The organism is Pseudomonas sp. AP42 (genome assembly GCF_001728935.1).
GTDB classification, from domain to species: Bacteria; Pseudomonadota; Gammaproteobacteria; order Pseudomonadales; family Pseudomonadaceae; genus Aquipseudomonas; species Aquipseudomonas lactis.
Genome location: NZ_LYSO01000040.1, coordinates 41114 through 49102, shown reverse-complemented (window position 1 = coordinate 49102; position 7989 = coordinate 41114). Strand labels below are relative to the sequence as shown.

Below are 7989 nucleotides of genomic sequence, written 5' to 3'. Positions count from 1 at the left end.
GGCCGTTACCGCAGGAATGGATATGTACTCGGTATGACTGTGTCGACTGTCAGGCCGTCTTCGCAGGCAAGCCAGCTCCCACACTTGAAATGCATTCCCCTGTGGGAGCTGGCTTGCCTGCGATAGCAATCTGATGGGCGCCACCCTAACAAACAGGCCACCTACCGCCAATAAACCTACCTAATCAACGGGCCTTGCGTTGCGCAATCGCCGCCCGACGCAGGTGACGTATTTCGAGTAATCGCTGGCGCATTTCACGATGGCGCTTGCTGTTGAGCAGCAACAAACCCAGCAGCGGAAACAACACCGCCGAGCCGTACACCAGGGTATTGAGGCCATATTGAATCATCGGCAACACGAACAGCAGGCAACACGCCAGGTAGCCCGCCACCAGCCGGGTCGCCCAGGGGTACCCGCGTGCAATCATCACATTGCCAAACACCAGCACCGCCACCAGCACCAGGATTGCAGCCCCGGAATAGTTGGCCTTGAGCGCCGGTTCAACCCCGCGCAAATAGGTCACGCCCGCCGTGGAGACCGCCACTGAGCCGGAAAAAATCGCCATGAAGATGGTGCCCATGAACACCGGAAAATAACGCGCAAGGAAACTGCGCCTATCGGGAAACCCCTTCATTCCGTCAATTCCTCATACAGGCCAATGGCAAGCGTCGACGCCGAGCCGACGTGACCGGTTCGATAGCTGCCCCAAATACCCAACATGCCGCCCAAGGCGTCCTTGAGTTGGGTGAGCGTGGCATGGCGGATTTCCGTGGAGCTGTAGCGCTTGGGCAACGTGCCGGCGCGCTGCTGCAATTTGAGCAACTTGGGGGTCAGGCTCGGGTCTTTGAGGCTGAGCAATTCCTGGGTCAACTTCTTGCGCTCCTGGCGATTCAAGCCCTTGAGCAGCTCATACCAGCTCTTGCCCAAGGCGGCGGCCTTTTTAGCCTTGAGCAGCCTTAATGTGGTGAAGGCTCCCGTTCCGATACCGACCAACGATGCAGCATCGAGAATCGGTGACACCGCGCCGTACCACTGGGCGTCGTCCATGCGGTCGTTGGCCTCCGGGTCAAGGATCTCGTTATAGGTACGGGCCACGCCAAATCCGCACTGAGCACTGCTGGCCAGCGCGGCCGTGACGCCAATACCCACCACAAAAGCACTGGCGCCGGCGGTGAAGGGGACGGCGACGCTGCCACTGAATACTACGATCCAGCCGATGACTGCCGCGCTGCAGGAAAGGCCCATGTCAAAAGCCTCCTTCTGGAGGCGCCCTTCACGGGGGTCGGTCTTCACCTGCTCGACAAACTGCGCCGGCGAGATGTACTTCTGCGCCTCGCGCAAAATGATGCGCTTGGGCTTGATGCTGCAGATGGGCTTGAATTCGCGCAGGGTGATTACGTTGAAGTCGGCGTCGATGTACACCACGCCAGCACCGACGATGCTGGGGTCGGCGTCGATGACGGCGAACAGCCGTGGCAGGTTGATCTGGCTTTCAATGCGCTGGCGCGCCATGAATTGTGAGCGGTTGGAGTCCATGCCGATGTTGAGCAAGGGGTTGCCCATAAGTGTTCTTCCTTGAAATTGAGAGTGCCCAGACCAGCCTCATCGCAGGCAAGCCAGCTCCCACACTTGAAATGCATTCCCCTGTGGGAGCTGGCTTGCCTGCGATAGCAATCTAATGGGCGCCACCTTACCAAACAGACTCAGCACCGACCAGAAAGCAAAACGCCAGCACGAGGCTGGCGTTTTGCATTTCAGGCGTCGATCAACGCGGCACTACCGGCTTGCGCGTAGGCTTGCCGCCCTTGCCCTTGGCCGCATCACTGCGCTCTTTGGCCGCCTGCTTGTTGCGCGCCTGGGCCGCAGCCTTGGCTTGTTCGCGCTTGTCCCACGGGTTGCTGCCGTCGCTGCCACGGGGTGGCAGGCCGGTGTGCTGGGTGAGGATCTTGGTGGTGGTTTCCTTGGCGACCTTATGGCTGCCGGCCGGCGTCGAGTTCTTGCGCCGGGCACTCTGGTAGCTGTCAGTGGACGGCTGGTGCAGCGGGATCAACTGGTCCTTGCCCGACCCGATCAGGTCGGCACGGCCCATGCGGGTCAATGCTTCACGCAGCATCGGCCAGCCCTTCGGGTCGTGGTAACGCAGGAACGCCTTGTGCAGGCGGCGCTGCTCCTCGCTCTTGACGATGGTCACCGCGTCGCTCTTGTAGGTGACCTTGCGCAGCGGGTTCTTGCCCGAGTGGTACATCGCGGTGGCGGTGGCCATCGGCGACGGGTAGAACGCCTGCACCTGGTCGGCGCGAAAGCCATTGCCCTTGAGCCACAGGGCCAGGTTCATCATGTCTTCATCGGTGGTCCCGGGGTGGGCAGCGATGAAGTACGGGATCAGGTACTGCTCCTTGCCCGCTTCCTTGGTGTACTTCTCGAACATGCGCTTGAACTTGTCATAGCTGCCAATGCCCGGCTTCATCATCTGGTTGAGCGGACCTTCCTCGGTATGTTCCGGGGCGATCTTGAGGTAGCCACCGACGTGGTGGGTGACCAGCTCTTTGACGTATTCCGGCGACTCGACGGCCAGGTCGTAGCGCAAGCCAGAAGCGATCAGGATCTTCTTCACACCCGGCAACGCACGAGCACTGCGGTACAGCTGGATCAACGACGAGTGGTCGGTGTTCAGATTCGGGCAGATGCCAGGGAACACGCATGATGGCTTACGGCAAGCGGATTCGATCTCCGGGCTCTTGCAGGCAATGCGGTACATGTTGGCGGTCGGGCCGCCGAGGTCGGAGATCACGCCGGTGAAGCCCGGCACTTTGTCGCGGATCTCTTCGATTTCGCGAATGATCGACTCTTCGGACCGGTTCTGGATGATGCGGCCTTCGTGCTCGGTAATCGAGCAGAAGGTGCAGCCGCCGAAGCAGCCACGCATGATGTTCACCGAGAAACGGATCATGTCGTAGGCCGGGATCTTCTCCTTGCCATACGCCGGGTGCGGTACGCGGGCGTAGGGCATGCCGAACACGTAGTCCATTTCTTCGGTGGTCATGGGAATGGGCGGCGGGTTGAACCACACGTCCACTTCACCGTGCTTCTGCACCAGGGCGCGGGCGTTGCCTGGGTTGGTTTCCAGGTGCAACACGCGGTTGGCGTGGGCATAGAGCACCGCGTCGCCGCGGACTTTTTCCACCGAGGGCAGGCGGATCACGGTTTTGTCACGGGTCATGCGCGGGCTGGCCAGGATCTGCACAACCTTGGCTTCTTCCGGGTCATCCACCGGGCCTTTCTCTTGCTCGATGGCGCAGGCCTGGGTGTCCTGGGTATTCACGTACGGGTTGATGATCTTGTCGATCTTGCCCGGACGGTCGATACGCGTGGAGTCCACTTCGTACCAGCCGGCTGGCGTATCACGGCGGATGAACGCGGTACCGCGCACATCGGTGATGTCTTCGATCTTGTGGCCCCACGACAGGCGCTGGGCAACCTCGACGATGGCCCGCTCGGCGTTGCCGTACAGCAGGATATCGGCGGTGGCGTCGATCAGGATCGAGTTGCGCACGCGGTCTTGCCAGTAGTCGTAGTGAGCAATCCGACGCAGGGAAGCTTCGATACCGCCGAGTACGATCGGCACGTTCTTATAGGCTTCCTTGCAACGCTGGCTGTACACCAGGCTCGCACGGTCCGGGCGTTTGCCGGCCATGCCGCCAGGGGTGTAGGCGTCGTCGGAGCGGATTTTCTTGTCGGCGGTGTAGCGGTTGATCATCGAGTCCATGTTGCCGGCCGCGACGCCGAAGAACAGGTTCGGCTCGCCGAGCTTCATGAAGTCGTCTTTGGACTGCCAGTTCGGTTGCGCGATGATCCCGACGCGAAAGCCCTGGGACTCCAGCAGCCGGCCGATGATCGCCATGCCGAACGAGGGGTGGTCAACATAGGCATCACCGGTGACGATGATGATGTCGCACGAATCCCAGCCAAGCTGATCCATCTCCTCCCTGCTCATCGGCAGGAATGGCGCAGGACCGAAACATTCGGCCCAGTACTTGGGATAGTCAAATAACGGCTTGGCTGTTTGCATGACGGTGACCGGTGTGAAGATGAAAAATCGCGGGCGCGGAATATAGCACAAAATTTGACCAATTCCGACGGCAGTAGTCGGAATTGTGGTGACCCCATCGCAGGCAAGCCAGCTCCCACAGGGGAATGCATTCCAAAGGTGGGAGCTGGCTTGCCTGCGATGAGGCCCTTACAGGTGCTTGAAACTACTCGTCGTCGTCGAAGTTGTAGCTGCCCGGCGCCAGGTTCTCGAAACGCGTGTACTTGCCGATGAACGCCAACCGGATAAACCCGATCGGGCCGTTCCGCTGCTTGCCGATGATGATTTCGGCAATGCCTTTGTGCTCCGTCTCGGGGTGGTACACCTCGTCGCGGTACACGAACATGATCACGTCGGCGTCCTGCTCGATCGCTCCGGATTCCCGCAAGTCGGAGTTCACCGGGCGCTTGTTGGGACGTTGTTCCAGGGAACGGTTGAGCTGGGACAGCGCCACCACCGGGCAGTTGAATTCCTTGGCCAGGGCTTTCAAGGAGCGGGAGATTTCAGAAATCTCGTTGGTACGGTTGTCGCCGCTGGAACCGGGAATCTGCATCAACTGCAGGTAGTCGATCATGATCAGGGCGATGTCGCCATGCTCACGCACCAGGCGCCGGGTGCGTGCGCGCATTTCGGAAGGGCTGATACCGGCGGTGTCATCGATGAACAGCTTGCGGTCGTTGAGCAGGTTGACCGCCGAGGTCAGGCGCGGCCAGTCGTCGTCTTCCAACTGACCGGAACGCACCTTGGTCTGGTCGATACGGCCCAGGGACGAAAGCATACGCATGATCAGCGATTCGCCTGGCATCTCGAGGGAGTACACCAGCACCGCCTTGTCGCTGCGCAACACGGCGTTTTCCACCAGGTTCATCGCGAAGGTGGTCTTACCCATGGACGGACGGCCGGCGACGATGATCAAGTCGGACGGCTGCAGGCCGCTGGTCTTTTCGTCGAGGTCGGTGTAACCGGTGGAAATCCCGGTAATCGCGGCATCGGTGTTGAACAAGGTGTCGATGCGGTCGATGGCCTTGGTCAGCAGGTCGTTGACGCTGACCGGCCCGCCGGTTTTCGGGCGGGCCTCGGCGATCTGGAAGATCTGGCGCTCGGCTTCGTCAAGGATCTCGGCGGCAGTGCGGCCTTCGGGGTTGAAGGCGCTGTCGGCGATTTCGGTGCTGATGCCGATCAACTGGCGCAACGTGGCGCGCTCGCGGACGATCTGGGCGTAGGCCTTGATGTTGGCGACGGACGGCGTATTTTTTGCCAGCTCACCGAGGTAGCCCAGGCCGCCGACTTGGGAGGTCTGGCCTTCCTTGTCCAACTGCTCGGCCAGGGTGACCACGTCGATCGGCGAGTTCTGGTCGGCCAGCTTGGCAATGGCGCGGAAGATCAAGCGGTGGTCATGGCGATAGAAATCACCGTCCGAGACTTGATCCAGCACGCGTTCCCAGGCGTTGTTGTCCAGCATCAAACCACCGAGCACGGCCTGTTCGGCCTCGATGGAATGCGGCGGCACCTTCAGGGCAGCGGTTTGCAGATCGTATTGCTCAGGAGCGGAGATTTCGTTCATGGCCACTTGGAATTTGGGGTGTGTAGAAAAACAAAAGGCACGACCTGTAAACAGGATCGTGCCCGATGTTAACCGGCTGACACGCGAGGTGCCAGTCAGTTAGGTGCGACTTAAGCTGCTACCACGACAACGCGTACGGTGGCTTCAACTTCAGCGTGCAGGTGCACGGCTACGTCGAATTCGCCTACGTTGCGGATGGTGCCGTTCGGCAGACGAACTTCGCTCTTCTGCACTTCAACGCCGGAGGCGGTCAGTGCATCAGCGATGTCGTGGGTGCCGATCGAACCGAACAGCTTGCCTTCGTCACCAGCGGTGGCAGTGATAGTCACTTCCAGCTCAGCCAGTTGGGCAGCGCGAGTTTCGGCCGACGCTTTTTTGTCTGCTGCGGCTTTTTCCAGCTCAGCACGACGCTCTTCAAACGCAGCCAGGTTGGCAGCGGTTGCAGCGGTGGCTTTGCCGTATGGCAGCAGGTAGTTACGACCGTAGCCGGCCTTAACGTTCACTTTGTCGCCCAGGTTGCCCAGGTTGGCGACTTTTTCCAGAAGGATCAGTTGCATGTGAAAATCCTCTAACTTTTAACCTTCACCGTTCGCGTTATCGGCGTCTTTCGACGCCAGACGACCGCGAAAATCAATCAGGCTGTCAACAATGGCCAAGACCACGAGTAACGGATAGATCAGCTGCATGAACAGCACCAGCGTGACGTACAACCCCACCAGCCAAAACTTGGCCAGTCGCTTTTGCGCAGCAAGCCCATGAATCAGGGCCAGCCCGGCAAACACCAGCGGTACGCTGCAAATCGGCGCCAGCAAGGCCATCTGTGGGCCGAAGTTCGGCCCGACAACCATGCACGCCAGCAGCAACATCGCCGGCCCCGCTGGGATTCTGATACTGCGAAACTCGCGACCAAAACCACCCGGGTTGTACAACAACGCCTGCCAATAACGCCCAAGAATCAGGCTCAGCACGCTGACGACCTGCAACAAAGCCGCAATCAGGCCGGTCAGAACCGGAGCAATCAGTGACGCAAACCGCGCTCGCTCATCTACCGACAACTGCTGGTAGAGATCCCCGAGGGCCAACGGCAGGATCTTGACGATCTCCTGCGCCAGCGCCTCGATTTGCGGGCGGAAAGCCGCGCCAAGCATCACTGAGTACACCAACCCCAATGCCACGCTGACCAGCAGCGTACGGACCCAGGACTCACTTGCGCGCAAAACCAACGCAAGGCTCGATGACCCCAGCAGTACCAGAAGTACCCGTGGATCACCCATTTGCAGCCACCAGATCAAGGCCGGCAACAAACCCAGGGCAAGAACGCCAAGGGCGTCCTTCAAACCGCGCCGCAGCAGCACAAGGCAACCTGCGGCAGCACCCAACCAATAAAGCAACGGCAATGCCGCACATCCAGCCACTACCAGAGTGGCCTGCACGCGACCGCGCATGATGAACTCAGCTAAGGCGCGCATGCATTCAATCCCTTACTACTTGTCGACTGCCCGGTCTCAGCGGCCGTGGCTGTCGGTGTAGGCCAGCAGGGCCAGGAAGCGGGCGCGCTTGATAGCGGTGGCCAGCTGACGCTGATAACGTGCTTTGGTACCGGTGATACGGCTTGGAACGATTTTGCCGGTCTCGGATACGTAGGCTTTCAGAGTGTTGAGATCTTTGTAATCGATCTCTTTCACGTCTTCAGCGGTGAAACGGCAGAATTTACGACGACGGAAGAAACGTGCCATTTGATAGGCTCCTTAATAAGGTCCGTGGATTACTCGTCAGCGTTATCGCTGTTGTCGCTGTCTTCAACGCTATCATCAGCGCCTTCTTCAGGACGGTCGCGACGCTCACGGCGCTCACTGCGGTTTTCTTCAGCCTTGAGCATCTCGGATTGGCCGGTAACGGCTTCTTCGCGACGGATGACCAGGTTACGGATCACTGCATCGTTGTAACGGAAGTTGTCTTCCAGCTCGGCCAGGGCCTTGCCAGTGCACTCAACGTTCAGCATCACGTAGTGAGCCTTGTGAACATTGTTGATTGCGTAGGCCAGTTGACGACGGCCCCAATCTTCCAGACGGTGGATTTTGCCGCCGTCTTCTTCGATCAGCTTGGTGTAACGCTCAACCATGCCGCCGACTTGCTCGCTTTGATCCGGGTGGACCAAAAAGATGATTTCGTAATGACGCATGAATGCTCCTTACGGGTTGTAGCCTGCCGCTCAAAAACGGTCAGACAAGGAGTGAATGACACTTATGGATCTTGCCGTAGGGGAGGCACATCGGTGCCTGCCAGGAAGGCAAGGGGCGCAATTGTAGAGAAGGGGGAGAAGCGGCGCAAGGCAATT

The 7989-nt window shown here is 59.6% G+C and carries 8 protein-coding genes; all 8 read right to left on the bottom strand.

Annotation, left to right across the window (positions count from 1 at the left end; translation table 11 throughout):
- Positions 1-184 precede the first annotated feature (184 nt).
- Positions 185-634 carry a hypothetical protein gene (locus tag A7K61_RS16325; protein ID WP_069557938.1) on the bottom strand — a complete coding sequence of 150 codons (450 nt, stop codon included), beginning with the start codon at positions 632-634 and terminating at the stop codon, positions 185-187.
- Entirely contained in the window at positions 631-1563 is a 933-nt protein-coding gene (locus tag A7K61_RS16320) for an NAD synthetase (RefSeq protein WP_069557937.1), read from the bottom strand. The genes A7K61_RS16325 and A7K61_RS16320 overlap by 4 nt, the downstream gene beginning before the upstream one ends.
- Before the next feature lie 202 nt (positions 1564-1765).
- Positions 1766-4069, bottom strand: coding sequence for a YgiQ family radical SAM protein (locus A7K61_RS16315; protein ID WP_003188080.1), 2304 nt, complete (start codon positions 4067-4069; stop codon positions 1766-1768).
- A 184-nt stretch (positions 4070-4253) separates the two neighbouring features.
- Complete coding sequence (dnaB, locus tag A7K61_RS16310) at positions 4254-5651, bottom strand: replicative DNA helicase (RefSeq protein ID WP_003188079.1); 1398 nt, start codon at positions 5649-5651, stop codon at positions 4254-4256.
- A gap of 110 nt (positions 5652-5761) precedes the next feature.
- Positions 5762-6208 carry a 50S ribosomal protein L9 gene (rplI, locus tag A7K61_RS16305; RefSeq protein WP_003171376.1) on the bottom strand — a complete coding sequence of 149 codons (447 nt, stop codon included), beginning with the start codon at positions 6206-6208 and terminating at the stop codon, positions 5762-5764.
- 18 nt (positions 6209-6226) lie between these two features.
- On the bottom strand, positions 6227-7120 hold the full coding sequence (locus tag A7K61_RS16300) for a hypothetical protein (RefSeq protein ID WP_032893827.1): 894 nt from the start codon (positions 7118-7120) through the stop codon (positions 6227-6229).
- A gap of 36 nt (positions 7121-7156) precedes the next feature.
- Entirely contained in the window at positions 7157-7387 is a 231-nt protein-coding gene (gene rpsR / locus A7K61_RS16295; RefSeq protein ID WP_002551829.1) for a 30S ribosomal protein S18, read from the bottom strand.
- 29 nt (positions 7388-7416) lie between these two features.
- The gene (rpsF, locus tag A7K61_RS16290; RefSeq protein WP_034134759.1) at positions 7417-7833 is read right to left on the bottom strand and encodes a 30S ribosomal protein S6; all 417 of its coding nucleotides are present in this window, start codon (positions 7831-7833) and stop codon (positions 7417-7419) included.
- Positions 7834-7989: the final 156 nt, after the last annotated feature.

Bases quoted from the DNA above. Each gene is read 5' to 3' on its own strand.
- A7K61_RS16325 (WP_069557938.1), bottom strand. From the start codon at position 634: ATGAAGGGGTTTCCCGATAGGCGCAGTTTCCTTGCGCGTTATTTTCCG.
- A7K61_RS16320 (WP_069557937.1), bottom strand. From the start codon at position 1,563: ATGGGCAACCCCTTGCTCAACATCGGCATGGACTCCAACCGCTCACAA.
- A7K61_RS16315 (WP_003188080.1), bottom strand. From the start codon at position 4,069: ATGCAAACAGCCAAGCCGTTATTTGACTATCCCAAGTACTGGGCCGAA.
- dnaB (WP_003188079.1), bottom strand. From the start codon at position 5,651: ATGAACGAAATCTCCGCTCCTGAGCAATACGATCTGCAAACCGCTGCC.
- rplI (WP_003171376.1), bottom strand. From the start codon at position 6,208: ATGCAACTGATCCTTCTGGAAAAAGTCGCCAACCTGGGCAACCTGGGC.
- A7K61_RS16300 (WP_032893827.1), bottom strand. From the start codon at position 7,120: ATGCGCGCCTTAGCTGAGTTCATCATGCGCGGTCGCGTGCAGGCCACT.
- rpsR (WP_002551829.1), bottom strand. From the start codon at position 7,387: ATGGCACGTTTCTTCCGTCGTCGTAAATTCTGCCGTTTCACCGCTGAA.
- rpsF (WP_034134759.1), bottom strand. From the start codon at position 7,833: ATGCGTCATTACGAAATCATCTTTTTGGTCCACCCGGATCAAAGCGAG.